27 protein-coding genes and 1 riboswitch are annotated in these 22,930 nt (G+C 40.6%); of the genes, 13 read left to right on the top strand and 14 right to left on the bottom strand.

What is annotated here, in order from left to right; genetic code table 11:
* Window positions 1-48: 48 nt before the first annotated feature.
* Window positions 49-726, bottom strand: coding sequence for a phosphoribosyltransferase family protein (locus V6W77_RS02735; RefSeq protein ID WP_334253718.1), 678 nt, complete (start codon window positions 724-726; stop codon window positions 49-51).
* 116 nt (window positions 727-842) lie between these two features.
* Here V6W77_RS02735 and V6W77_RS02730 point away from each other — a divergent pair, with 116 nt between their 5' ends.
* Window positions 843-1,655, top strand: coding sequence for a Cof-type HAD-IIB family hydrolase (locus tag V6W77_RS02730; protein ID WP_334235137.1), 813 nt, complete (start codon window positions 843-845; stop codon window positions 1,653-1,655).
* A gap of 47 nt (window positions 1,656-1,702) precedes the next feature.
* Here V6W77_RS02730 and V6W77_RS02725 read toward each other — a convergent pair whose 3' ends face one another.
* The 7 genes from V6W77_RS02725 to V6W77_RS02695 form a co-directional block, all read right to left on the bottom strand.
* Complete coding sequence (locus V6W77_RS02725; RefSeq protein ID WP_334253717.1) at window positions 1,703-2,623, bottom strand: DMT family transporter; 921 nt, start codon at window positions 2,621-2,623, stop codon at window positions 1,703-1,705.
* Window positions 2,624-2,725: 102 nt separating this feature from the next.
* Entirely contained in the window at window positions 2,726-2,983 is a 258-nt protein-coding gene (gene rpmA, locus V6W77_RS02720; RefSeq protein ID WP_006249511.1) for a 50S ribosomal protein L27, read from the bottom strand.
* Window positions 2,984-3,003: 20 nt separating this feature from the next.
* On the bottom strand, window positions 3,004-3,315 hold the full coding sequence (gene rplU, locus V6W77_RS02715; RefSeq protein WP_025218095.1) for a 50S ribosomal protein L21: 312 nt from the start codon (window positions 3,313-3,315) through the stop codon (window positions 3,004-3,006).
* Window positions 3,316-3,506: 191 nt separating this feature from the next.
* Window positions 3,507-4,448, bottom strand: a complete 942-nt coding sequence (locus V6W77_RS02710; RefSeq protein WP_334253716.1) for an ABC transporter substrate-binding protein — start codon at window positions 4,446-4,448, stop codon at window positions 3,507-3,509.
* A gap of 17 nt (window positions 4,449-4,465) precedes the next feature.
* Window positions 4,466-5,113, bottom strand: a complete 648-nt coding sequence (tenA, locus tag V6W77_RS02705; RefSeq protein ID WP_334253715.1) for a thiaminase II — start codon at window positions 5,111-5,113, stop codon at window positions 4,466-4,468.
* 15 nt (window positions 5,114-5,128) lie between these two features.
* The gene (locus V6W77_RS02700; RefSeq protein ID WP_428981767.1) at window positions 5,129-5,893 is read right to left on the bottom strand and encodes an ABC transporter permease; all 765 of its coding nucleotides are present in this window, start codon (window positions 5,891-5,893) and stop codon (window positions 5,129-5,131) included.
* Window positions 5,893-6,612 (bottom strand): ABC transporter ATP-binding protein, encoded by a 720-nt coding sequence (locus tag V6W77_RS02695; RefSeq protein ID WP_334253714.1) that lies wholly within the window; start codon window positions 6,610-6,612, stop codon window positions 5,893-5,895. The genes V6W77_RS02700 and V6W77_RS02695 overlap by 1 nt, the downstream gene beginning before the upstream one ends.
* A 74-nt stretch (window positions 6,613-6,686) precedes the next feature.
* Window positions 6,687-6,777: riboswitch (TPP riboswitch) on the bottom strand.
* A 117-nt stretch (window positions 6,778-6,894) separates the two neighbouring features.
* Between V6W77_RS02695 and ispB the strand changes: the two genes are divergently transcribed.
* From ispB to mutM, 7 genes are all read left to right on the top strand, one after another.
* Window positions 6,895-7,890, top strand: coding sequence for an octaprenyl diphosphate synthase (gene ispB, locus V6W77_RS02690; RefSeq protein WP_283386799.1), 996 nt, complete (start codon window positions 6,895-6,897; stop codon window positions 7,888-7,890).
* A gap of 102 nt (window positions 7,891-7,992) precedes the next feature.
* Window positions 7,993-8,739: an epoxyqueuosine reductase QueH gene (locus V6W77_RS02685; RefSeq protein ID WP_025342138.1), complete on the top strand. Its 747-nt coding sequence runs from the start codon at window positions 7,993-7,995 to the stop codon at window positions 8,737-8,739.
* Window positions 8,740-8,842: 103 nt separating this feature from the next.
* Window positions 8,843-9,778, top strand: a complete 936-nt coding sequence (fabD, locus tag V6W77_RS02680) for an ACP S-malonyltransferase (protein WP_334253713.1) — start codon at window positions 8,843-8,845, stop codon at window positions 9,776-9,778.
* Between the two features lie 17 nt (window positions 9,779-9,795).
* Window positions 9,796-10,272, top strand: a complete 477-nt coding sequence (locus V6W77_RS02675) for a hypothetical protein (protein WP_334253712.1) — start codon at window positions 9,796-9,798, stop codon at window positions 10,270-10,272.
* A gap of 21 nt (window positions 10,273-10,293) precedes the next feature.
* A complete protein-coding gene (gene fabG / locus V6W77_RS02670; RefSeq protein ID WP_334253711.1) occupies window positions 10,294-11,016 on the top strand; it encodes a 3-oxoacyl-ACP reductase FabG in 723 nt (240 codons plus the stop codon).
* Between the two features lie 171 nt (window positions 11,017-11,187).
* Entirely contained in the window at window positions 11,188-12,477 is a 1,290-nt protein-coding gene (gene brnQ, locus V6W77_RS02665; protein ID WP_334253710.1) for a branched-chain amino acid transport system II carrier protein, read from the top strand.
* A gap of 55 nt (window positions 12,478-12,532) precedes the next feature.
* Window positions 12,533-13,357, top strand: coding sequence for a bifunctional DNA-formamidopyrimidine glycosylase/DNA-(apurinic or apyrimidinic site) lyase (gene mutM / locus V6W77_RS02660; RefSeq protein ID WP_334253709.1), 825 nt, complete (start codon window positions 12,533-12,535; stop codon window positions 13,355-13,357).
* Window positions 13,358-13,455: 98 nt separating this feature from the next.
* Here mutM and V6W77_RS02655 read toward each other — a convergent pair whose 3' ends face one another.
* A complete protein-coding gene (locus tag V6W77_RS02655; RefSeq protein WP_283386792.1) occupies window positions 13,456-13,893 on the bottom strand; it encodes a hypothetical protein in 438 nt (145 codons plus the stop codon).
* 147 nt (window positions 13,894-14,040) lie between these two features.
* Here V6W77_RS02655 and V6W77_RS02650 point away from each other — a divergent pair, with 147 nt between their 5' ends.
* A complete protein-coding gene (locus tag V6W77_RS02650; protein ID WP_025236796.1) occupies window positions 14,041-14,928 on the top strand; it encodes a LysR family transcriptional regulator in 888 nt (295 codons plus the stop codon).
* A 9-nt stretch (window positions 14,929-14,937) separates the two neighbouring features.
* Here the strand turns inward: V6W77_RS02650 and dtd are convergent, their stop codons facing one another.
* The 3 genes from dtd to proA are packed head-to-tail and all read right to left on the bottom strand — an operon-like array spanning window position 14,938 to window position 17,429.
* Entirely contained in the window at window positions 14,938-15,372 is a 435-nt protein-coding gene (dtd, locus tag V6W77_RS02645) for a D-aminoacyl-tRNA deacylase (protein ID WP_025248275.1), read from the bottom strand.
* Window positions 15,347-16,189: a virulence factor BrkB family protein gene (locus tag V6W77_RS02640; RefSeq protein WP_334253708.1), complete on the bottom strand. Its 843-nt coding sequence runs from the start codon at window positions 16,187-16,189 to the stop codon at window positions 15,347-15,349. The genes dtd and V6W77_RS02640 overlap by 26 nt, the downstream gene beginning before the upstream one ends.
* Window position 16,190: 1 nt before the next feature.
* Window positions 16,191-17,429 (bottom strand): glutamate-5-semialdehyde dehydrogenase, encoded by a 1,239-nt coding sequence (proA, locus tag V6W77_RS02635; RefSeq protein ID WP_334253707.1) that lies wholly within the window; start codon window positions 17,427-17,429, stop codon window positions 16,191-16,193.
* Between the two features lie 119 nt (window positions 17,430-17,548).
* Here proA and mutL point away from each other — a divergent pair, with 119 nt between their 5' ends.
* A complete protein-coding gene (mutL, locus tag V6W77_RS02630; RefSeq protein WP_334253706.1) occupies window positions 17,549-19,435 on the top strand; it encodes a DNA mismatch repair endonuclease MutL in 1,887 nt (628 codons plus the stop codon).
* A gap of 24 nt (window positions 19,436-19,459) precedes the next feature.
* Here mutL and V6W77_RS02625 read toward each other — a convergent pair whose 3' ends face one another.
* Both V6W77_RS02625 and V6W77_RS02620 read right to left on the bottom strand, forming a co-directional pair.
* On the bottom strand, window positions 19,460-19,726 hold the full coding sequence (locus V6W77_RS02625; RefSeq protein WP_334253705.1) for a type II toxin-antitoxin system RelE/ParE family toxin: 267 nt from the start codon (window positions 19,724-19,726) through the stop codon (window positions 19,460-19,462).
* Window positions 19,713-19,979 carry a type II toxin-antitoxin system RelB/DinJ family antitoxin gene (locus V6W77_RS02620; RefSeq protein ID WP_159628595.1) on the bottom strand — a complete coding sequence of 89 codons (267 nt, stop codon included), beginning with the start codon at window positions 19,977-19,979 and terminating at the stop codon, window positions 19,713-19,715. Before V6W77_RS02620 ends, V6W77_RS02625 begins: the two co-directional genes overlap by 14 nt.
* Window positions 19,980-20,141: 162 nt before the next feature.
* Between V6W77_RS02620 and miaA the strand changes: the two genes are divergently transcribed.
* From miaA to hflX, 3 genes are all read left to right on the top strand, one after another.
* A complete protein-coding gene (gene miaA / locus V6W77_RS02615; protein WP_334253768.1) occupies window positions 20,142-21,095 on the top strand; it encodes a tRNA (adenosine(37)-N6)-dimethylallyltransferase MiaA in 954 nt (317 codons plus the stop codon).
* A 123-nt stretch (window positions 21,096-21,218) separates the two neighbouring features.
* Entirely contained in the window at window positions 21,219-21,494 is a 276-nt protein-coding gene (gene hfq / locus V6W77_RS02610; protein ID WP_025236803.1) for an RNA chaperone Hfq, read from the top strand.
* Between the two features lie 19 nt (window positions 21,495-21,513).
* Window positions 21,514-22,899, top strand: coding sequence for a ribosome rescue GTPase HflX (gene hflX / locus V6W77_RS02605; protein WP_334253704.1), 1,386 nt, complete (start codon window positions 21,514-21,516; stop codon window positions 22,897-22,899).
* Window positions 22,900-22,930 lie beyond the last annotated feature (31 nt).

The raw sequence follows: 22,930 nt of genomic DNA, 5'->3' as shown, positions 1-22,930 counted from the left end.
GATAATCCATCAATTTTAAAATATATTATTTCAAATAAAGAAATAATATTAAGCCCTTGCTAACACCCAAACTTGAATTTCTTCAACATTCCATTTCAATAACTCGGTACAAATTGCATTCAGCGTTGAACCTGTTGTAAGTACATCATCAACAATCGCTACTCGCTTATACTCTCTGATAGGTTGATAGCTAAAAGCTCTTTTTAAATTTTTACGGCGTTGTGCTGCACTAAGATCTCGTTGAGAAATAGTTTTCCGCTGCCTTATTAAACTTTGATTATCCAACGGAATATTTAGCCATTTAGCTAACCAATGGCTTAACAATTCGCTTTGATTGAAACCTCTCTGCCAATATCGCTGCCAAAATAACGGCACGGGCATAATCACTTCCGGCAATCTCAAACCTTGCTCCCGTTGAGCTTGTTTTATAGCTAAAAGCAATTGTCGAGCAAGGGCTTGATCAAGCCAATATTGTTGCTGAAATTTAAAGCGATGTATCCAATGAGAAAGCGGCGGTTTATACTCCCCCACTCGCACTAATTTTTGCCACTTGGGTTCATTTTTTAAACAATAGCCGCAATAATCACGGTATGCTAAAGAACTCATTCCACAATGAGTGCAGTAAGGTTGCTTTTTCATTTGCTTTTGGCAAATGCTGCAAAATCCGTGAATACCAACTGCCAATGATTTATCACAGTGAAAACAACGAAAGCCGAATACATTCATCTTTCCTCCTTTTCTTTGCAGATTATCAAACTTAAGTCGCTTTTTTCGGACTATTTTTGTGATCTTTCTCGAAAAAAGAGTAAAATCTTACTATTGGCAATATAAAGGAAAAGCAGATGAACACACCTCAAAAACCAATTAAAATTGTTTTTTTCGATATTGATGAAACCTTGTATGTAAAGCATAAAGCCTACATTCCTACTTCTGTTACCGAGCAAGTTTTACCTCGCCTAAAAGCAAAAGGGATTATTCCTGCTATCGCCACAGGCAGAAATCACGGTTGTTTCCCTGAAGCCTTGAAACCCTATTTAAATCCCGAAACAGGCTTTGAATTATTCGTTACGATTAATGGGCAATATAATTTCTATAAAGATCAGCTTATTAGCGATTATTCCCTCAGCCGTGAGCAAATCGAGCGAATTATTCGCAAAGCTAATGAATTAGGCATTATTTATGCCTTCGTAACACCGATGACGATTGCGGTTTCTGAAACTAATCCTATCGTTCACGAAGCGGTTTTACCGATTACGCCGAATTATTTGATTGATCCGCACTACCACGAAAAAGAGCATATTGTGCAAATGCTGCTGTTTTATACCAAAGAGCAACAACAAGCGGTCGAAAATAGCGGAATTTTTGCAAATGATTTAAAAGAGGCTCGCTGGCACCCCAATGCGGTGGATATTCTAAGAAAAGAGAACTCCAAAGCTCGTGGTATTCAAGATGTGCTGGCAAAATTGGGGATTGATATTGAAAGCTCAATGGCATTTGGAGATGGCTTTAATGATATGGAAATGTTACCGACTGTCGGCTTCGGTGTGGCTATGGGCAATGGCGAACCTGAGCTGAAGGCTGTGGCAGATTTCATTACAAAACCGATTGAAGAAGACGGTATTTTATACGCATTAGAAACACTACACGTCATTTAAACAAAAAGCGGTTGTAAATTTTTATCAATTTACAACCGCTTGTATACTCACCCTCGTTTAAATAACTTATCACCAGCAATTGCTAAAATTGCTCCTCCCACTACCACGAATGCTCCAAGATAGCTTATCCAATTCATATCTAGTTCGGCAAAAATATGAGGATAAAAATAATGGCTAATGTTGGAAAATATCATCGTAAAAATTGGGAGCATTGTAGTTACAATACTCACTTTTGAGGTATCCCAATGATTTAACGCCTCACCGTAAGAACCATAGCCAATCAAGGTATTCAAGCAACAATAGATAAAACATCCCCATAAAAATCCACCTTCAAGCTCGCCTAATTGTGCCGGTGTAGCAAAAGGCAACATCAGTAATGAACAACCAATGTAAATAATAAATAGCACCTGCTGGGAGTTGAATTTCGCTAATAATAACTTTTGAGCCACACCATATAATACCCAAATCAAGCTGGCTCCGGCACTCAGCAATACTCCGAGAGCATAGGTATTAAATTGCAAAATTTCAGCAAATTTATCGTTAAAAAAAGCAATAAGACCGGCAATCAATAACATAAAGCCAAGCTTTTGGAAAAAACCGAACTTTTCCTTAAATAGCAAGACACCTAATAGAATCATTGAAAATGGGGCTAACTGCCACAAGACTTGGTTAGTAACAGGCGAAACGTAGTGCAAGGCTTCTGCAAATAGGAAGAAATTAGCCGCTAAACCGCATACGCCTAACAATATTAAGCTGAATTCTTTTTTGCTACAAGCGGTCAATTTTGGTAAACGTTTTGCAAATCCCAAAATCAGTAATAATCCGGCTGAAGCAACGACAAATCTCACCCACACTAACGTTTGTGCATCCATAACTTTCAGAACTTGCTGTGCAGCAATTGGTAGGGTTCCCCACGTCATCGCTGCAATTAATGCCAGAGAAAAACCAAGTAAAGGTCGTTGTTTCATTGTTGAAATTCCTTTTTCTATTCTATGTTTTCTATATTCTGGAAATATGGTGATATAAAAAAACCCCGCCATTGGCGAGGTCTCTTATTGATTTTGAAATGATTAGTCAGCAATGATGCTTACATATTTACGGCTTTTCTCGCCTTTCACTTCAAATTTAACTTTACCGTCTGCAGTTGCAAATAAAGTGTGGTCTTTACCCATACCTACATTTGAACCCGCGTGGAATTTAGTACCACGTTGACGAACAATGATGCTACCTGCTAATACAGATTCACCACCGAAACGTTTAACACCAAGGCGTTTAGCTTCAGAATCACGACCGTTGCGAGTTGAACCACCAGCTTTTTTAGTTGCCATCTTCTAGATCTCCTCTGAAATTATGCTTGAATCCCAGTGATTTTCACTTCTGTGAACCACTGACGATGACCTTGTTGTTTACGGCTGTGTTTACGACGACGGAACTTAACGATTTTAACTTTCTCGCCACGACCTTGTGCTACAACTTCAGCCACTACTTTTGCACCAGCAACTACCGGTGCACCGATTTTAACATCTTCGCCATTAACGACCATTAAAACTGAATCGAATTCAACTTTCTCACCAGTTGCGATTTCAAGTTTTTCTAAACGAACTACTTGACCTTCGCTTACACGGTGTTGTTTGCCGCCACTTTGGAAAACTGCGTACATATTTACTCCGCTATGTGCCATCTGCTTTTGCGTTTAGGCACTAAATTAATTCATAAAAATAGGGTTGCAATTCTACGGAAAAACATTAAAAAGAGCAAGCAGGATTTTAATAAAATCTTTAAAAATTTATGTTCCTACTTTTTAGACTGGCTATTTTGATCTTTTTTCCGATTTCACAACCCCAAAGACCGTTATTTTAGTTCAACCGCATATTCTTCCAGTTTTGGCATTTCTTTGACTAAGCCTTGCGATTTTAAAAATTCTGCCATTCTAGTGTAACGATGAGCATCTAATGCTCTAGGGCGATGTGCAAGACGTGGTAAAGTATCAGCCCACGCTCGGAGATTTAATTCATTATTTAGTTCTTGTGGTTTATAACTGACAAACTCTTCCCACGCAGTTTGTGGATGATTGAGCGTGTAGATGGTAGCTTTCTCTAAAGCGGTCAAAAAAGCAGAAATTTTTGCATCTTGTGCTTTGTCTTTATGAGCAACTAAAATCAATTCATCATAAGCCGGCACACCGTGTTCTTCAGGGAAGAAGGCTTTCCCTTTTTGATGTTCTAATGCAAGTTGATTTAGCTCGAAATTACGAAAAGCCCCAATTACCGCATCAACTTGCCCTGAAAGTAATGAGGGCGATAGCGACCAGTTCACATCAATCAGCTCAACATCATTTTCTTTCAAATCAACAGAAGAGAGCATTGCTTTAAGTAACGCATCTTCAAATCCGCTAACGGAATAGCCAATCTTCTTACCTTTCAGATCGGCAATGGTATTGATCTTGCCGTTATCCAGCACAACAAGACTATTCAGAGGAGTGGCAACCAATGTGCCTATACGGCTTAGAGGCAAACCTTGTGCCACTTGTTGTTGAAGTTGCGGCTGATAATCCACCGCTAAATCTGCCTTACCTGCGGCGACTAATTTGGGTGGCACAGAAGGATCAGCCGGTTCAATAATTTCAACCTCCAAACCTTGTTCGGCAAAATAACCTTTTTGTTGTGCCACGATAATAGCAGCGTGGTCCGGGTTTACAAACCAATCTAACATTACGCTGATTTTTTCTTTTGCCATTAGGCTATTTGCTGAAAGCAGTGCAGCAACAGCAAATAAAGTATGATGAAGTTTCATAAATGTCTCCTTTTTAGTTAGCTTAAATCCAGCCCCATTTGCCAAAATGCAGCTTCCATACGACTGGCAGTATTGAAAATTTGTTGTAATTCAGCTTTTTGTGTTTCATTTAAAGGTTCATAGAGTTTAGCCAAATAATCAGCAAAGGCTTGGCTGTCTTGCTGAAACCCACTTGATGCGTAAGTATCAATCCAACTTTGATAAGGATTATTCGCCCCAGAATAAGGAGCAATGCGGCGAGCAATTTCAGCATAGCCAATCGTACAAGGAGCAAGAGCGGTATAAAGCTCTGCTAATCCGCCTTTCATTCCGCAATCTAAAACATAACGAGTGTAGGCAACACAAGCGGGCGATTCTTCCGTTGCAAAAAGTTCTTCCTCTTTAATGCCCCATTGCTTGCAATAATCAATGTGTAATTGAATTTCGCTCAGTAATCCTTCATTCATTTTTTGGGCGAAATGAATATCTTCAAACCGTTCAGCCTTGAAAATACCGAGTGAAATTGCTCGGCTATATTGAAACAAAAAACGATAATCTTGCTTTAAATAGTGTTGAAAACACTGTTTGGGTAACGTGCCATTAGCAAGTTGTTTCACAAAATCGTGATCGATATAATCAAGCCAATATTGCCCTGCTTTTTCGGTAAGTTGTTGAATAATAGACATAAATTCTCCTTCTTATTAATGTAAATGTGTAGCCCAAGGTACAAGGCGTTTAAGTAATTTATCGGTAACAAAGTAGAGTAATAATGCAATCACAATCAAAATAAAAAGAGCGGCAAACATCAAGTCTGTCTGCATACGAGCGTTAGCGTGGAGCATTAAGTAGCCTAAACCTTGTGATGAACCTACCCATTCCCCCACAATAGCTCCAATAGGGGCAACGGACACTGCAATGCGTAAACCTGAAGCCAGTGATGGCAACGCAGCAGGGAGCTGAACTTTAAATAACATTGCAATAGGTGAAATCTCTAAGGTTTTTGCCAAATCCAACCAAGTTTTTGGTGTATTGCGTAACCCATCAAAACAGGCAGCAGTTACAGGGAAGTAAATAATCAGCACCGTCATCACAATTTTGGAAGCAAGCCCATAGCCAAACCACAGTACGAGAAGTGGGGCTATAGCAAACACAGGAATAGCTTGAGAAATAACAAGTAAAGGCAGCAAGAATTTAGACAACCTGCGATAGCGAATTAGTAATAATGCAGAGCCTAGCCCAAATAAAAAGCCTAGCAACAACCCTAATGCAATTTCCAATAACGTGATTTGAGCGTGAGTGGCAAGAAGCGGAGCATTTTCAATTAACTTTTGCCAAACCGTAAGCGGTGAAGGCAACATATAAGCAGGCATTCCACCAAAACTAACCGCCCCTTGCCACAATAAAAACAAGCTAAATGCAATCACAAGCGGTCGAAAAAGTGGCATTTTTTGCAAAAAGGAACGCATTACTCTCCTCCGCCGGTTAATTCATTAAATAATTGTTGCTGTAATACCCATTGCCGGTGATTGTTAAGTTCTCGTGGTCTGTCGCCTTCTAGGGCAATAGTTAGAGCAATTTCAGCAGGTTGATGACGTAAAATGCGAATTTCATCGCTTACACGAATTGCTTCTTGCGGATCGTGCGTAATCAACAACACCGTTTTATCTCGCAACAGCTCAACGGCAAGGGCTTGTAATTGATGGCGAGTTACTGCATCAAGGGCGGAGAATGGCTCATCCATTAAAATGAGATTTGCCTCTTGCATTAACGTGCGAGCTAACGCCACTCGTTGCCGCTGACCGCCCGAAAGTTGATAACAACGCTTATGCAAATGCTCACCTAGCCCGACTTGCTCAAGTAGGCTTATCGCTTTTTCTTGACTTTCTGCTGATTTTTGACCACTTAAATAAGCCTGTAACTGAACGTTGTCAATTATTGATAACCACGGATAAAGCGAGTCGGTTTGAGCTAACCACGCAATGCAAGTGTTGGGATCAAAAGAAATTTCACCCGATTGTATCGCTTCGCTTTCTAATCCTGCAATAATACGTAAAAGTGTTGACTTTCCGACACCACTTGCTCCTAATAGACTGGTCCAACTTCCTTTTTTAAGTTGAAAATTGAAATGTTGAAATAGCACTTGCTCGCCAAATGTTAAGCAAAGATTGCGGATTTCAATGTGCATAATGCCTCCAAATCAACGATTTAGAGTAAGGCAAGAAACGCGTGAAAAAGACGAAAGAATAGAGATAGGGATTGAGTTTGGCATCATTAGTTTCCTACGGCAGTATTAACTGAATCAGGTTCACGGGTATCATCTCAGCTGAAAACAGCACCCCGACTAAAATTAGCTCAAGTCTAAGAAAATTTAGCCCGATATGCAAATGCTTTCTGAAATTATTCTTTTTGAAGACGGCTGATTTAGGGTAGAATGTAGAGCAAATTTTACCTAATCAGATGGAAACAAATGGCTACGCAATTAACTCTCGAACAAATTCAAGCCCTTGCAAATGAAGATATGCAAGCGGTAAACGCAGAAATTTTGGCTCAACTTAATTCGGAAGTCTTATTGATTAACCAGCTTGGGCATTACATTATCGCAGGCGGAGGCAAACGCATTCGCCCATTAATTTCAGTGCTTGCAGCCCGTGCGTTAGGTTATCAAGGTAAAAAACATATTACAGCGGCGGCTTTTATTGAGTTTGTACATACGGCAACACTTTTACACGATGATGTGGTGGACGAATCCGACAAACGTCGTGGGCGAGATACTGCAAATGCGGTGTTTGGCAATGCAGCAAGCGTGTTAGTGGGCGATTATATCTACACTCGTTCTTTTCAAATGATGACGGATTTAGACTCGCTTCGTGTATTAAAAGTAATGTCTTCGGCAACCAATGCGTTGGCAGAAGGTGAAGTTCAGCAATTAATGAATGTGAACGACCCAAACACCACAGAAGCAAACTATATGCGTGTGATTTACAACAAAACCGCACGTTTGTTTGAAGCTGCGACTCAATGTGTGGCAATTGCCGCACAAGCAAGCGAAGAAATCGAAAACGGCTTAAAAGATTACGGTTGTTATTTAGGCACGGCATTCCAACTTGTTGATGATATTTTAGACTACTCCGCCCAAAGTGAAAGTTTAGGCAAAAATGTAGGTGATGACTTTGTAGAAGGCAAACCAACGCTTCCGCTCTTACACGCAATGCACGCAGCGGAAAAAGCAAGCAAAACCGCTCAAGTGGAGCTGATCCGCAATGCAATTGAAAACGGTGGTGAATTGGAGCAAATTCCAGACGTTTTAGCCATTATGACGGAACACAAATCTCTCGACTACGCAATGCAAAAAGCCCGTGAAGAAGCCCAAAAAGCGGTCGATGCGTTAGCGGTATTGCCTGAGAGCGAATATAAACAGGCATTGATTTCATTGGCATATTTGTCGGTGGATAGATCCTATTAATTTGCAAAAAATCAGATAAATTTAACCGCTTGTAGGGGCAAATGATATTTGCTCCATAACCTATAATTCTTTTGGGCAAATGTTATTTGCCCCTACATAACAATGACAGAACAAAACCAACAACCTCAAGAACATATTGAAAGCGTGCGTGCTAGACGCAGAGCTCAAAATCAAAAAAAAGACCCAAACGCCCCGTTTGTGCGTGAGAAATTAACTCTTCCGAACGGACACAATAAGTTGCTGTTGCACTCTTGCTGTGCTCCGTGTTCGGGCGAAGTGATGGAAGCAATTCACGCCTCCGGCATTGAATTTACCATCTATTTCTATAACCCGAACATTCACCCACTCAAGGAGTATCTCATTCGCAAGGAAGAGAATATCCGCTTTGCTGAAAAGTGGGGTATTCCGTTTATCGATTTAGATGACGACTACGAAAACGACCGCAAAGAGTGGTTCAAAAAAGCCAAAGGTATGGAATGGGAACCTGAACGAGGCATTCGCTGCACAATGTGTTTCGATATGCGTTTTGAAAAAGCGGCGGAATACGCCCACAACAACGGCTTCCCGGTCTTTACCAGTTGCTTAGGTATTTCTCGCTGGAAAGATATGAACCAAATCAACGACTGCGGACACCGTGCCGCCGCTAAATTTGATGATGTGGTTTACTGGGATTACAACTGGCGAAAAGGCGGTGGTTCTCAGCGTATGATCGAAATCAGTAAGCGTGAACGCTTCTATCAGCAGGAATATTGCGGTTGCGTTTATTCCCTGCGTGATAGCAACAAATGGCGATTGGAAACTGGGCGTGAGCGAATTGAGATCGGTAAACTGTATTATTCGCCAGATTAATCTACTACAAGCGGTCAGATTTCACCAAAAATTTGCAAGGTTACATCGTAGGGGCAAATTGCAATTTTCCCCTACAGGTTACAATTTAAAAGAGGAATAAAAAATGTCAAAATTCGCTATGGTTTTTCCCGGTCAAGGCTCACAAGCTATCGGAATGCTTGCAGACCTTGCTACACAATATCCAATCGTAGAAGAAACCTTCAAACAAGCAAGTGATGTGCTTAGCTATGATTTATGGGATTTAGTTCAAAATGGCACAGCGGAAGAATTAGGGCAAACTCAACGCACTCAACCTGCTTTATTAGCCGCATCGGTGGCGATTTTCCGTGTATGGCAAGAAAAATACCCTGAATTAAAACCCTCTGTGATGGCAGGTCATAGTTTAGGTGAGTACTCTGCCCTAGTTTGTGCCGGCGTGTTAAACTTCCAAGATGCCATCAAATTAGTTGAATTGCGTGGTAACGCAATGCAAGAAGCCGTGCCGGCAGGTAGCGGAGCAATGTATGCGATTATCGGTTTAGACAATGAAGCGATTATCAAGGCGTGCGAACAAGCAGCAACTGAAACAGGTGAAATTGTTTCAGCAGTAAACTTTAACTCACCGGGGCAAGTAGTAATTGCCGGTACAAAAGCGGCAGCAGAAAAAGCAGGTGAATTATGCAAAGCTTCTGGGGCAAAACGTGCGTTACCATTAGCAGTGAGCGTGCCTTCACACTGTGCGTTAATGAAACCGGCTGCGGAAAAATTAGCCGCAGCATTGCAAAATATCACGCTAAATCAACCGCTTGTACCTGTTATTAACAACGTGGATGTGGCAGTTGAAAGCGATGCAGATACCATCCGCAACGCACTTGTTCGTCAGCTTTATAGCCCTGTGCGTTGGACAGAAACCGTTGAAAAAATGGCACAAGATGGCATCACAACGCTTTATGAAATCGGTCCAAACAAAGTATTAACCGGTTTAACAAGCCGTATTGTGAAAGAGTTATCAGCACAAGCGGTAAACGATGTTGCCAGCCTTGAGGCAGTTCAAGCCTAATTTCAATCAGCGATAAAATGAGCAAAGAAACTTTATTTATGCTGTTCAGTGTATTGATTGCCTTAGTCATAGTGCCTGCCAGCTATATGTTTAGTAATGTCGATCCGCTTGGAAGTAGTTCCATATTTAAACAATTTGGTATGCTTTCGGTTGCCGCTGCCTGCTCATTTTTAGCTTACTTTTTGGCTATCAATCCGAAAATTCGCCGAGCGTTTATTGGCGGAGCCGCACTTACTACCGCCGCCATTCAAGCGTGGGCTATTTATGGCGTGCTGTTAAGCAAAGGTGATCCAAAAGGTGCGGTCGTTTTATTTCAAATTTATTTATTAAGTAGTTTAGGATTATTGATAGTCTCAACAATATGGGCGTTTGCTCGCCCACGTTGGATTTATCCACAGCAAGGTTCAGCAGTTAAATATGCGTTATTCGGTGGTTCAACCACTGTGATAAACTACTTTATTATTCTTTTTATTTTTTATATTTTAACGCTTTAATCGTCTTTTATAGGAGAATGTATGAGCAAAATCGCATTAGTTACAGGTGCAACTCGTGGTATCGGCAAAGCAATTGCCGAAGAATTAGTCGCAAAAGGCTATACCGTCGTTGGTACAGCAACCTCTGAAAAAGGTGCGGAGTCTATTTCTGCTTACTTAGGCGAAAATGGTAAAGGTTTAGTGCTAAACGTGGCAGATGCAGAATCTATTGATTCTGTGTTAAAACAGATTAAAGAAACCTTTGGTGATGTGGATGTATTAGTGAATAACGCAGGCATCACCCGTGATGGTTTATTAATGCGTATGAAAGATGATGATTGGTTCGACATCATTCAAACTAACCTTACATCAGTTTATCGTTTGTCTAAAGCTGTTTTACGCCCAATGATGAAAAAAGGCGGTCGTATCATCAGCATTGGTTCTGTAGTTGGCTCAATGGGTAATCCGGGGCAAACTAACTATTGTGCGGCAAAAGCAGGCTTAGTCGGTTTCTCTAAATCACTTGCGAAAGAAGTCGCAAGCCGTGGCATTACGGTAAACGTCGTTGCACCGGGCTTTATCGCAACAGATATGACCGATGAACTAAACGAAGATCAACGCAATGCAATCTTAAGTCAAATTCCGGCTGGCGAACTTGGCTCTCCACAAGATATTGCAAAAGCAGTAGCATTCTTAGCCTCAGATGATGCACGTTATATCAACGGAGAAACCATTCACGTGAATGGTGGGTTATATATGGGTTAATATTTCCTTTCTATTTTGTTAAAAGTCGGCAATTTGCCGACTTTTCTTTTCTAAAAACGCATTTTTCCATAATATCAAGCGGTCTTTTTTTGCAAGAAGTTGGCAAATATGGCACAATTCTCCCCTTATTTTTTTAATGTCTTTCCTTTTAATTTTTAAGTAGTAATTATTATGACTAAAAATACCTTCATCGTGGGCTTTATGCTCTTTGCGATTTTCTTTGGGGCGGGTAACTTAATTTTTCCGCCAAAACTCGGTTTAGATAGTGGCGTTGATTTTCTGCCTTCTATTATTGGCTTTGTGATTACCGGTGTGGGTTTGCCACTGCTCGGAATTGCCGTGAGCGGTTACTATCAAGGTGGTTACAAAGAAGCGTTGAGCAAAAATGTTCACCCTTATTTTTCTCTGCTATTTTTAATGGCAATTTATTTAACTATCGGACCATTCTTTGCAATTCCTCGTACAGGGGCAACGGCTTACCAAATGGCGGTTGTACCGTTTATTGGTGAAAGTAGCACGCTTTCTTTATTGATATTTACACTCGCTTATTACTTAATTGCGGTATGGTTCAGCTTAAACCCATCAACGGTAGTAGATAGAATTGGAGCAATCTTAACCCCTGTATTATTGGTTGCAATTTTAGCATTAGTAGTTAAAGCGGTTATCTTATTAGGCGGAAATGAATTACCTGCGGTGGCAACCAAAGCGGATCCCGAAACCCCTCTCTTTACAGGTATTGTTGAAGGTTATTTAACAATGGATGCTCTAGCCTCGATTACTTTCTCTGTGATTGTGATCAGTGCAATTAAGGCGAAAGGTATCGGTGGTAAGGACTTAATCAAGCAGACTTCAATGGCTGGGGTAATTGCAGCTATTGCATTAGCAGCAATTTACATTTCTCTTGCGTGGATTGGTAATCACTATCCAATTAGTGCAGAAACTCTCGCAGAGCTGAATGCAAAAGGTCAAAACATCGGTACATTTATTCTTAATAGTGTCGCAACTGATACCTTCGGTGAGTTTGGTCGTACGCTACTGGGCGTAATTGTAACGCTTGCCTGTTTAACCACTTCAATTGGGTTAATCGTAACCACAAGCGAATATTTCAATGAAGTATTCCCGAAAATTTCCTATAAAGTGTATGTATTAATTTTTACGCTTATTAGCTTTGGCATCGCTAATCAAGGCTTAGATTTTGTTATCTCAAAATCAGTGCCGGTGTTGTTAGTGCTATATCCGATTGCGATGACGGTTATCTTCCTAATGTTTATTAACATCTTTATTAGACTGCCATTACTGGCTCAACGCTTGCCATTAGCACTGGTTACTATTGTGTCCATTTTATCCGTTGCCGGTGTGGAAGTGATAAACGCTCTGCCGTTGAAATCTATTTCAATGGAGTGGATTCCGTTTGCGATTGCAGGTACAGTAATTGGTTATCTATTTGGTAAAAAAGCCTAATTAACAACATCCAGGGTGCGTTTATAAACGCACCTTTTTACTATAAGGAATAAAAATGCCTGAATTACCCGAAGTTGAAACCAGCGTACGAGGCATCGAGCCTTATTTAAAAGGGCAAACAATTAAGCAAATAATGGTCCGCCAACCTAAACTACGCTGGGCAGTGAGCGATGAGCTTTCCGCAATGCAAAATGCAAAAATCGAAGCAGTAGAAAGACGAGCGAAATATCTTATTATCTGCACCGACAAAGGCGATATTTTAGTTCATCTAGGAATGTCCGGCTCACTTGGCATTTTGCAAGAAAACCAACAAAAAGAAATTGGCAAGCACGACCACGTCGATCTTATTACCCAAAACGGCACTGTTTTACGCTATAACGATCCTCGCAAATTCGGCTGCTGGCTATGGGCAGAAAAGGCTGAAAATCACGAACTACTACGTAAACTTGGACCTGAACCGCTTTCAGACGATTTCACACCCGATTATTTATTTGCAAAAAGTCGTAAAAAAACGACCGCTTGTAAAACCTTTATTATGACAAATGAAGTAGTTGTGGGCGTTGGAAATATCTATGCGTGCGAAAGTTTATTTATGGCTGGTATTCACCCTGAGCTTGCAGCACAAAATCTGACTAAAAAGCAATGCGAGCGTTTAGTGAAAACCATCAAAGAAGTGCTAACTAAAGCCATTATTCAAGGTGGCACAACGCTCAAAGATTTTGTCCAACCTGACGGCAAACCCGGCTATTTTGCTCAAGTGCTACAAGTATACGGACGAAAAGGGGAAGCCTGTAATGATTGCGGAAAACCCATTGAAACCAAAGTGATTGGGCAACGTAACACTTACTTCTGTCCGAAATGTCAGAAATTGCCTAAGTGATTTTGATTAATCGCTAATATAAAAAAGGTCATATTTGCAAAAAAACTTACAAATATGACCGCTTACTACTAAGGAACTATGAAAAAAATTATTTAGGATTAAAGATAACTTGCTACGTTAAATAATACGGCTTGTTTAGCTGCACTTAACTCATTTTGATGAGCCGCAGTATCTAACGAAGTAATTAATTTACTGATTTGGGTTGAACGAGCAGACACCATATCTCTTTCACGAGCATTATCTTGAGCATCATATTGATCTACAAAGCTCTCTTGTACTGTTCTTTTTGCATTTTGTGCGAATTCAGCTGCTTCATTCACTAACGTTTTAAAATTTGCAAGATTTTGCTCTGTTTGTAAATCAGCTAAACGACTTTTTAGTTGGTCAGCATAATAATCATAATTATCTTTTTTTACTTCAGTTAATTTATATGTTTTTCCTTCAATATCTACATATCGTTGAATAGTTGCTGCATTTGCTGTTGTAGTTAAAGCTGTACCAAGTAAAATTGTGCTGATTAATGTATTTAATTTCATTTAAAAAAATCCTCTATATATTATCTATTTGTTAAGTCAAACGACATCTTGTCGTTGATGTGGAGCATTATAGAGGTTAAAAATAAAATGATAATACACAAAAAAGTTGATAGACTATTAACCTTAAGTTATTAATTAAGGAAAACTATGCCAAAACGTGAAAATTATAATGATCTCTATGCGTTTCTATTAGTCGCCAATGAAAAAAACTTTAGCAGAGCAGCAAGCAAATTGGGGGTTTCATCTCCTGCACTCAGCAAAACAATTCGTTTATTAGAAAAACGGCTCGGTTTGCAACTATTTGTTAGAACAACAAGGCAGGTTACACTTACCCAAGCCGGGCAACAACTTTTTCGTACCGCTGAAAAAAGTTTTACTAAGCTCGACCAAGAATTAGATTCACTGGCTCATTACCGTGAAGCACCTAGCGGTTTAGTGAGAATTAATGCTGATTTACACACAGTTCAACAGCTATTGCTGCCTAAATTGGCTCATTTTAAAGAAAAATATCCTGAAATTCAGATTGAATTAATCGGAGCAAATCATTTTATCGATATTATTCAAGAAGGCTTTGATGCAGGAGTTCGATTAGGAAGTTATGTTGCTGAAGAGATGATCGCAGTCAAAATCACAGAGCCTATTAAAATGACGTTAGCTGCGACCCCAAACTATTTCACAATGCACGGCTTTCCAAAAGATCTTCAAGAGTTAGCACAATATCAATGTATTGGATATCGCCTAAGCAATAGAGAACTTTTTTCTTGGGAGTTTGAGGATAATGGCGAAAAAATTAAGCTTACCCCAAATTGCCGCTGGATTTTCAACAGTTCACAGTCTGCCAAAGATGCAGCTCTTTTGCATTTAGGCTTAGCATATTTGCCTGAACATTTAATAGAAACAGAGCTGGCAAGCGGTCAATTAATTTCTATTTTTAACCAAAGTTGCATCACCCTGCCACCTCTTTATCTGTACTATCCGCATCGTAATGTTTCACCTGCACTACGAGCGGTAATTGATACCCTAAAAATCGCCTAAGGGTAAAAATTACACCTGCAACCAAAACGTAACAGGTCCGTCATTTTGTAAGCTAACTTGCATATCTGCAGCAAACTGCCCTGTCTGGGTATGGATTTTAGTTGCTGCTTGTTGATGAAAATAGTCATATAAACGCTCAGCATCAATTGGAGCAGCTCCCTTTGAAAAACTTGGACGTAAACCTTTGTTCGTATCTGCCGCAAGGGTGAACTGCGAAACCACGAGTAGGCTACCGCCAGCTTGCTGAACATTTAAATTCATCTTGTCTTGCTCATCAGAAAACACTCGGTAATTCAGCACTTTTTCTAATAATTTATCGGCTTTGGCTTCATCGTCATCTTTTTCAACGCCAAGCAGAACCAATAAACCGTGCTGAATTTCGCCAACGGTTTGCCCTTCAACCTCAACCTTTGCCCATTTAACCCGCTGAATTAATCCGATCATAAATATCCCTGTTTTCTTTCATCTCTTTTAATATTGCAGCGAACTGCCCACCTAATAATACAACTTGCCAGCTTAATTGAATCCACAATAGCATAATAGGTAACACCGCCAATGCTCCATAAATCGCTTGGTAAGATGGGAACGCCGTGATATACCAAATAAAGGCTTGTTTACCCAAAGTAAAGAAAAAAGCCGCTAACAATGCTCCAATTGCTGCGTGCTTAAATTTCACCTTAGTAACCGGGATAAATTTATACACCAATGTAAACAACAACCAAATCAATAAAAACGGCATTAATTCTAATAAATGTTGCCCTAACGACAATGCCCCTGAGCCATTAAAAACTGCCAGAGATGTGATGTAGGTCGTAATAGCAATACTTGCTCCGGCGAGTAATGGTCCAAATATTAAAATTAAGAAATAGAGCAAGAAAGAAAACCACATCGGTCTGCTCTTATTATTATGCCAAATGGTGTTAAGGGCTTCATCAATGCTTTTAATCAGCATCAGAGCAACCACAAATAAACCGATAATACTGACGAGCCCCATTTTTTTTGCATTACCTACAAATAATTCAAGGTACTCTGATACCATCTCACTCGCATTAGGGGCAAAATTGTCATAAATAAAGGCTTTTAGCATTTCACTGGCTTCATAAAACACAGGGAAAAACGTAAAAATCGAAAACAACACAATGATTGATGGCACAATGGCAAGCATTGTACTGTAAGTAAGATAGCCCGCTGAAATTGCAATGTTATTTTCCGTATAACGCTTAGCGAGCAATTTAAGAAATTCTAAAATCCATTTCAACATATTATCCTCTAACTAAATAATCGCCTTCGCACACCCATTTATAAGTGGTTAATGCTTCAAGCCCCATTGGACCTCGTGCGTGTAATTTCTGCGTACTCACAGCGACTTCTGCCCCTAAGCCGAACTCGCCACCATCGGTAAAACGAGTGCTGGCGTTAATATAAACTGCTGCTGCATCAACTTGTTGTACGAACCGGCGAGCAATTTGGTAATCAGAGGTTAAAATACTTTCCGAATGTTGTGAGCCATAATGGCGAATATGCTCCACTGCTTGTTGTAAATCGTTTACCACGACCACGTTAAGATCAAGGGATAACCACTCTTGACTGAGTTTTGCTTGATCAAGCGGTTCAATTCCATCAATTTTTTGCAAATCATTACTATGAATGGTTACGCCGAGCTGCTGCATTTTAGCGACTAATTTCGGTAAAAATTCCACAGCGATAGATTTCTCCACCAACAAGGTTTCTAATGTATTGCACGTACTTGGGCGTTGGGTTTTCGCATTTGCGATAACCTCTAACGATTTTTCTTGATCTGCCGTTTTCTCTACAAACAGATGACAAACCCCGATGCCGCCTACAATCACAGGAATGGTTGAATTTTCTTTGCAGAATTGATGTAAACCTGCACCACCTCGAGGAATAACCATATCAATGTAGCGATCTAATTTCAGCAACTCTAACAATAAACCACGATCCGGATCAGTTACCGCTTGCACTGCCAATTTCGGCAAGCCGGCTTTTCCTAACGCATCTTGCACTACATCAACTAATACCGCATTGGTAAATTTGGTCTCTTTACCGCCACGTAAAATCACCGCATTGCCCGTTTTCAAGCAGAGCGAAGCGACATCAATAGTTACGTTCGGGCGAGCTTCATAAATGGTTAAAATCACACCCAGCGGCACACGTTGGCGTTCAATTTTTAAACCACTGTCTAACACGCCGCCATCTATCACCTGCCCGACTGGATCGGCTAATTTCGCTACGTTTCGCACATCATTTGCGATCCCTTTTAAGCGATCTTCATTGAGTAACAAGCGGTCGATAATCGCCAATGAAATACCTTGTGATTGAGCAAATTCAATGTCTTTTACATTCGCATATAAAATTTCGGTAGCACGCTGTTCAAGGCTGTCTGCAATAGTAAGTAAAGCCTCATTTTTCTGACGGTTACCAAATTGTGCCAATTCAACGCTGGCTTGCTTGGCTTGTTGAGCAAGTTCTATCATCTGCATAAATTTGTTCTCATTTTGTTAATATTGCCATAATCTAACACGTTCTTTTGTATGAAGAAATATGCAAAAGTGAAGAAAATTAGATAAAATGGGCTAATTTCAAATGATTAGGCACGAAAATGACAAACACTCCCCCTAAACAGCTAATCCACATTCTGCCTCCACAGCTGGCAAACCAAATTGCTGCAGGCGAGGTTGTAGAACGCCCTGCGTCTGTGGTGAAAGAACTGGTTGAAAACAGCCTTGATGCAGGAGCGAATAATATTCAAATTGATATTGAGAAAGGTGGATCACAGCTAATCCGCATTCGAGATAACGGCTGCGGCATCAATAAGCAAGATCTGCCACTCGCACTCGCTCGCCACGCCACGAGCAAAATCAGCAGTTTGGAAGATTTGGAAGCCATTTTAAGTCTAGGCTTTAGGGGTGAGGCATTGGCGAGTATCAGCTCGGTTTCACGTTTAACTCTCACCTCTCGCACCGCAGAGCAAAGTGAAGCGTGGCAGGCTTACGCACAAGGGCGAGAAATGGCAGTGGAAATTCAACCGGCTTCGCACCCTATCGGCACAACAATTGAAGTCGCTAATCTGTTTTTCAACACACCGGCACGCCGTAAATTTTTACGCACCGATAAAACCGAGTTTGCCCATATTGACGAAGTTATCCGACGCATCGCCCTGGCTAAACCGAACGTGAGTTTTACCTTAAGCCACAATGGCAAAATCGTCCGCCAATATCGCAAAGTTGCCGATCAATCAGTAGAGCAAAAACAAAAACGGGTGGCAGCGATTTGCGGCGAGGAATTTATCCAAAACGCCAATTATATTGACTGGCAACACGGCGATTTGCACTTACACGGCTGGGTTGGCTCACCGATGCTTGCTCGTCCACAAAACGATCTTTGCTATAGCTATGTAAACGGGCGAATGATGCGAGACAAAACCATCAATCACGCAATCCGCCAAGCCTATGGAGAGAGCATTGCAACAGGAAACTACCCTGCGTTTGTGATTTTCTTAGATTTAGATCCTACAATGGTGGATGTAAACGTCCACCCGGCTAAACACGAAGTACGTTTCCATCAAGGAAGGCTGGTACACGATTTTATTTTACAAGGTGTCAGCAATAGTCTACAACAAACACAGCCCACACTTGAACTACGGAACGAACTCAATGAACCAATGCCGGCTTATGCGAAAGACACCAACCGCCAAGCAGCAGGGCAAAATGTATTTACACAGCCCAAAGAGCCAATACAAGCGGGCGAATTTTCACAACAAAATGCAAATCGCTCTACTCACTCGCCTTTTACGCCGAAATTTGAGCGAAGTAGTAGCTCTCAATCAGCTCAAAAATGGTATAACGAACTCCTGAGTGGTTCAGATATTCGAGCGGAAAAAGTAGAAAGAACCGCTGTTCAAATGCCAACATTTGAACCAAAAATGGAAACAAAACCCGAACCTGTTTTGCAAAAAATGGAGCAAATTACACCGCTTGCAACCAACCATTCTCAAGCCTTAGCTATTGTGAAAAACCAAGCGGTATTAATGAAAGAAGGGGAAGATTTTTATCTCATTCCATTGGCAAAACTTGCCGAGCTAAAATTTACTTATCAACTCGGTAAAGGACAAGCCCAAGCCTTGCTCATTCCTCTTAACCTCACTTTAGATGAACCACAAACGGAACGCTGGCAACAATATAGGGAAGGATTATCAGAACTTGGTTTTTCGATTACGGAAAAACATTGGCAGGAGCAAACAAGGCTAACGCTTCTTTCCGTACCTCAAGCAGTGAGAGAGCAAAATCTGCAACAGCTACTCTTTGCATTATTCAACCAAACACAAGCGGTCAATTTAGCCGAATTTTTTGCAAAAAAATGCGAAATTCCGACCGCTTGCACGCTGAGTGATGTGGTTGCTCAACTTTCTGAAATCGAGCTTTACGCCAATGGAAAGAAAGAGATTGAAGCAATTAGGAAAGAGGTGGATTTTTCTAAATATTTATAAAGACTAAAGGGCAACTCTCGCCCTTTACCCAAATAAATTGGAATGACTACCTATTCTCAACAATTCTAATTTATCATCAATCTTTCGATAAATCAGCACTAAATCAGGCTGAATATGGCAATCCCGAAAACCTTTCCATTCGCCTGTTAATGCGTGATCGCAATATTTCTCAGGTAATGGCTTATCGTTGATGAGAAAATAGAGTGCTTCAATCAGCGAATAAGATAACGTATCAACGGCACACTTTTTATAGTCTCGTTTAAAAGCGTTACTATACTCAATCTCTCGCATTAAGTTGCTCCATTAAATCAGCAATGTTTTTAGCCGGATTTAATTTTTCATCTCCATTTCTAACCGCTTTTAATACTTCTGCTGTTTCCACGTTAGGTTGATAGTCAAACTGAAAACGTTTTTCCGTCGCAATTTTTGCTAATGTCATTCGCATAACATCAGAAACCGTTAAACCAATTCCGGCTAAAACTTCGCTTGCCTGCTCTTTAATTTCAGGGCTAATTCTTACACTAACTAATGCACTATTTGCCATAGAAAACCTCTTTTTGTATATCAAATGATATACAATATGATAGCATTTATAAAAATTAGTTCAATGAATAGTTTAATTTTATAACTATGTGGCTGAGCCTAAACTTAGGCTTAAATGTGCTATACTGATTTAAAAGAATTAACTATTCAGCTTAATAATAAAATGACTCAAAAACCCCTCTCCCTTTTTTTAATGGGTCCGACTGCCTCAGGCAAAACAGATTTAGCCATCGCTCTCAGACAGGAATTACCTGTTGAGGTAATTAGTGTGGATTCTGCCTTGATTTACAAAGGAATGGATATTGGTACGGCAAAACCAAGCAAAGCAGAACTGGCTCTTGCCCCACATCGTTTAATTGATATTTTAGACCCTGCAGAAAGTTATTCGGCAATGAATTTTCATAGTGATGCATTACGTGAAATGGCAGATATTACTGCACAGGGTAAAATTCCGCTCTTGGTGGGTGGCACAATGCTTTACTACAAAGCGTTGCTGGAAGGGCTTTCGCCGTTGCCGTCTGCTGATCCAACTATTCGTGCCGAAATTGAAGCGAGAGCAGAACAACAAGGCTGGGCGGTTCTGCACCAAGAATTAGTAAAAATCGACCCTATTGCGGGGGCAAGAATTAATCCAAATGACAGCCAACGTATTAACCGCGCCCTAGAGGTGTTTTACATCACCGGTAAAACAATGACAGAACTCACCGCTCAACAAGGCGAAGCGTTGCCGTATAACATTCTGCAATTTGCAATTGCTCCTGAAGATCGGGCAGTGTTACACCAACGTATTGAGCAACGTTTCCACAAAATGATTGACTTGGGCTTTGAAGAGGAGGTCAAGCGGTTATTTTTACGTGAAGATTTGCATATTAATCTGCCGTCAATTCGTTGCGTAGGCTATCGCCAAATGTGGGAATATTTACAAGGCGATATCTCTCTTGATGAAGCGATTTTCAAAGGCATTTGTGCCACACGCCAACTGGCGAAGCGACAAATTACTTGGCTTCGAGGCTGGCAAGGTGAGCTAACGTGGTTAGATAGTCTAGATCCGACCAGCTCCAAAACAAAAATGGTTGAAAAGATCGATCATTATTTAAATAATTGTGATAATATTTAGTTCGTGGCGTGCCTAAACTTAAATAAGTTTTCACTCAATTTGAAGTATCTGCACACACCTTAGAACTTATATCATAATTTGCTGTCCTAACATCAACACACAACAATAAAAAGGAAAGATAAAATGGCAAAAGGTCAATCTTTACAAGATCCATATTTGAATGCACTTCGTCGTGAGCGTATTCCTGTTTCAATTTATTTAGTTAACGGCATTAAATTACAAGGTCAAATTGAGTCTTTTGATCAATTCGTGATTTTACTTAAAAATACAGTAAGCCAAATGGTGTATAAGCACGCCATTTCAACGGTTGTGCCTGCTCGTGCGTTATCGCATAACAACAATAACAACCAAAACCAGCACACTCAAGCTGCAACAGAAGCGGCTGAACAAACGGAATAATCACATTATCAATCAAAAAATGTTAAACGAATCATTGCCAAACTCAGAAGAATATTCTGCGTTTGGCTTTGCTTTATCTGAAGCAAACCCAATTTCAGAAATTAAAGACCCCATAGAAAACAACCGAGACAAAGCAATTCTTGTCCATCTCTATCTTGGACAACATAAAGATGTCGAAAATCTACTTGAGTTTCAAACATTGGCAGAGTCTGCTGGTGTTGAAGTGCTGGCGACCCTAACTACAACTCGTCAAAGCCCACATATCAAATATTATGTCGGGCAAGGCAAAGCGGAAGAAATTGCTGAAGCCGTAGAGCAATTAGAGGCAACCGTGGTATTAGTCAATCATCAGCTAAGCCCTGCACAAACCCGAAATTTACAATCATTATGCGGCTGCCGAGTGGTAGATAGAACAGGTTTGATCCTCGATATTTTCGCCCAGCGAGCCAGATCGCACGAGGGGAAACTACAGGTAGAACTAGCACAGCTTCGCCATTTATCAACTCGCCTGGTTCGCCGTGTAACCAATCAAGATCAACAAAAAGGTGGTTCTGTCGGGCTACGAGGTCCGGGTGAAACTCAGCTGGAAACGGATCGCCGTTTGATCAAAGTGCGAATTCAGCAACTTTTAAGCCGTTTGGAAAAAGTCAGCAAGCAACGAAATCAAAATCGGAAAACGCGTCAAAAAGCGGATATTCCAACTGTCTCTCTTGTTGGCTATACCAACGCAGGCAAATCTACCCTATTTAATGCCATTACCCAAGCGGGTGTTTATGCCGCCGATCAACTGTTTGCGACACTTGATCCGACCTTACGCCGCATTCAAGTACAAGATGTTGGCACAACAATTCTCGCCGATACGGTGGGTTTTATTCGTTTTCTGCCACACGATTTAGTCTCTGCGTTCAAATCTACCTTACAAGAAACCACAGAAGCGACATTGCTCCTACACGTTATTGATGGTTCAGACGATCGCAAAAATGAAAATATTGATGCGGTAAATCAAGTGCTTGATGAAATTGAAGCATTGGACATTCCAACACTGTTAGTCTTTAATAAAATAGATAAGTTAGAGGGAATTGAGCCACATATCGAACGTAATGATGATGGCACAGCGATTGCGGTTTATCTCTCAGCTCAAAAAAATCAAGGCATTGAGCTCTTATTCCAAGCCATACAAGAAAGACTACGAAGCAATTTAGTGCGTGAAACACTCTTGCTCCCTGTTACTGCCGGTGCAATTTACGCCCAGTTTAAAGCAGAAAATTGCATTAAAGCCGAAAATTTCAATGATTTCGGCGAGCGAATTGTGCAAATTGAAGTGAACGAAGTACAGTGGCATAAATGGCTAAAACACTTCCCAAAATTGACGGAATATGCCGAATTGGCAAAATGGGATAATTAACTCTTCTTAACGACAAGCGGTTATTTTTTAC

The organism is Mannheimia indoligenes (assembly GCF_036880405.1).
GTDB lineage: Bacteria > Pseudomonadota > Gammaproteobacteria > Enterobacterales > Pasteurellaceae > Mannheimia > Mannheimia indoligenes.
This window is presented reverse-complemented; position numbering and strand designations above follow the sequence as displayed.

Excerpts from the sequence above, each read along its gene's own strand:
- V6W77_RS02710 (WP_334253716.1), bottom strand. The coding sequence starts at position 4,448 with ATGAAACTTCATCATACTTTATTTGCTGTTGCTGCACTGCTTTCAGCA.
- V6W77_RS02725 (WP_334253717.1), bottom strand. The coding sequence starts at position 2,623 with ATGAAACAACGACCTTTACTTGGTTTTTCTCTGGCATTAATTGCAGCG.
- brnQ (WP_334253710.1), top strand. The coding sequence starts at position 11,188 with ATGACTAAAAATACCTTCATCGTGGGCTTTATGCTCTTTGCGATTTTC.
- mutL (WP_334253706.1), top strand. The coding sequence starts at position 17,549 with ATGACAAACACTCCCCCTAAACAGCTAATCCACATTCTGCCTCCACAG.
- dtd (WP_025248275.1), bottom strand. The coding sequence starts at position 15,372 with ATGATCGGATTAATTCAGCGGGTTAAATGGGCAAAGGTTGAGGTTGAA.
- V6W77_RS02685 (WP_025342138.1), top strand. The coding sequence starts at position 7,993 with ATGACAGAACAAAACCAACAACCTCAAGAACATATTGAAAGCGTGCGT.
- rplU (WP_025218095.1), bottom strand. The coding sequence starts at position 3,315 with ATGTACGCAGTTTTCCAAAGTGGCGGCAAACAACACCGTGTAAGCGAA.
- V6W77_RS02620 (WP_159628595.1), bottom strand. The coding sequence starts at position 19,979 with ATGGCAAATAGTGCATTAGTTAGTGTAAGAATTAGCCCTGAAATTAAA.
- hfq (WP_025236803.1), top strand. The coding sequence starts at position 21,219 with ATGGCAAAAGGTCAATCTTTACAAGATCCATATTTGAATGCACTTCGT.
- rpmA (WP_006249511.1), bottom strand. The coding sequence starts at position 2,983 with ATGGCAACTAAAAAAGCTGGTGGTTCAACTCGCAACGGTCGTGATTCT.
- V6W77_RS02675 (WP_334253712.1), top strand. The coding sequence starts at position 9,796 with ATGAGCAAAGAAACTTTATTTATGCTGTTCAGTGTATTGATTGCCTTA.
- proA (WP_334253707.1), bottom strand. The coding sequence starts at position 17,429 with ATGCAGATGATAGAACTTGCTCAACAAGCCAAGCAAGCCAGCGTTGAA.
- miaA (WP_334253768.1), top strand. The coding sequence starts at position 20,142 with ATGACTCAAAAACCCCTCTCCCTTTTTTTAATGGGTCCGACTGCCTCA.
- fabG (WP_334253711.1), top strand. The coding sequence starts at position 10,294 with ATGAGCAAAATCGCATTAGTTACAGGTGCAACTCGTGGTATCGGCAAA.
- mutM (WP_334253709.1), top strand. The coding sequence starts at position 12,533 with ATGCCTGAATTACCCGAAGTTGAAACCAGCGTACGAGGCATCGAGCCT.
- V6W77_RS02640 (WP_334253708.1), bottom strand. The coding sequence starts at position 16,189 with ATGTTGAAATGGATTTTAGAATTTCTTAAATTGCTCGCTAAGCGTTAT.
- tenA (WP_334253715.1), bottom strand. The coding sequence starts at position 5,113 with ATGTCTATTATTCAACAACTTACCGAAAAAGCAGGGCAATATTGGCTT.
- V6W77_RS02735 (WP_334253718.1), bottom strand. The coding sequence starts at position 726 with ATGAATGTATTCGGCTTTCGTTGTTTTCACTGTGATAAATCATTGGCA.
- V6W77_RS02730 (WP_334235137.1), top strand. The coding sequence starts at position 843 with ATGAACACACCTCAAAAACCAATTAAAATTGTTTTTTTCGATATTGAT.
- ispB (WP_283386799.1), top strand. The coding sequence starts at position 6,895 with ATGGCTACGCAATTAACTCTCGAACAAATTCAAGCCCTTGCAAATGAA.
- fabD (WP_334253713.1), top strand. The coding sequence starts at position 8,843 with ATGTCAAAATTCGCTATGGTTTTTCCCGGTCAAGGCTCACAAGCTATC.
- V6W77_RS02695 (WP_334253714.1), bottom strand. The coding sequence starts at position 6,612 with ATGCACATTGAAATCCGCAATCTTTGCTTAACATTTGGCGAGCAAGTG.
- V6W77_RS02625 (WP_334253705.1), bottom strand. The coding sequence starts at position 19,726 with ATGCGAGAGATTGAGTATAGTAACGCTTTTAAACGAGACTATAAAAAG.
- V6W77_RS02650 (WP_025236796.1), top strand. The coding sequence starts at position 14,041 with ATGCCAAAACGTGAAAATTATAATGATCTCTATGCGTTTCTATTAGTC.
- hflX (WP_334253704.1), top strand. The coding sequence starts at position 21,514 with ATGTTAAACGAATCATTGCCAAACTCAGAAGAATATTCTGCGTTTGGC.
- V6W77_RS02655 (WP_283386792.1), bottom strand. The coding sequence starts at position 13,893 with ATGAAATTAAATACATTAATCAGCACAATTTTACTTGGTACAGCTTTA.
- V6W77_RS02700 (WP_428981767.1), bottom strand. The coding sequence starts at position 5,893 with ATGCGTTCCTTTTTGCAAAAAATGCCACTTTTTCGACCGCTTGTGATT.